Source organism: Photobacterium sagamiensis (assembly GCF_050337085.1).
GTDB classification, from domain to species: Bacteria; Pseudomonadota; Gammaproteobacteria; order Enterobacterales; family Vibrionaceae; genus Photobacterium; species Photobacterium sagamiensis.
The window spans coordinates 1-610 of the sequence record NZ_JAKJSP010000145.1; the positions used below are offsets into that span (position 1 = coordinate 1).

General features: G+C 39.3%; 1 protein-coding gene. It reads left to right on the forward strand.

The genetic code is table 11. The annotated features are described in order from the left end of the window. Positions 1-610: hypothetical protein (locus L4D76_RS28915; RefSeq protein ID WP_428444216.1), on the forward strand; the 610-nt coding region annotated here is incomplete at both ends.

Here is a 610-nt window from a genome sequence, read left to right on the forward strand (position 1 = left end):
AAACAGTTCATCACAACGCGGCCTTCTCATCGGCATGGATGTCTGCGGTAATGAGAAGCAACAACTGTTTTTACTCAAAAGTGATGGTCTACTGATTCCGCTTACGAACTCTCCTGACCATAAACATGAATATGGGGGTCAATCACCTGATGGAAAATGGATAGCCTGGTCAAGCAATCGTCGACATCCTGCCTTTTTCGATATCTATATTCAAAATGTCGAAACATTAGAAATACAAATGGTTTTGTCAAAGGATGGACTCTATTCCTCCATCATGTGGTCTCCTGATTGTAAATCCTTATTGATTCGGAAAACAAATTCCCAGTTGGATAACGATTTAGGTTTACTGAATCTTGGCACAGGAGAAATAAACTGGTTAACAGATCATCAGGGTGAAGCAAGCTATAAAAACCCTCATTTCAGCAAGGATGGAGATCATCTCTATTTATTAACAAATCAAGATAGAGAATTTTTTGGGCTCGCGATCATTGATCTTTCAACAAAACATATCACTTGGCTGGAGGTGGGACAGTGGGACTTTGAAGGCCTCGCTATGAGTAAAGATCATTCAAAGTTAGCTTTTTCAATTAATGAAGGAGGTATTTCAAGA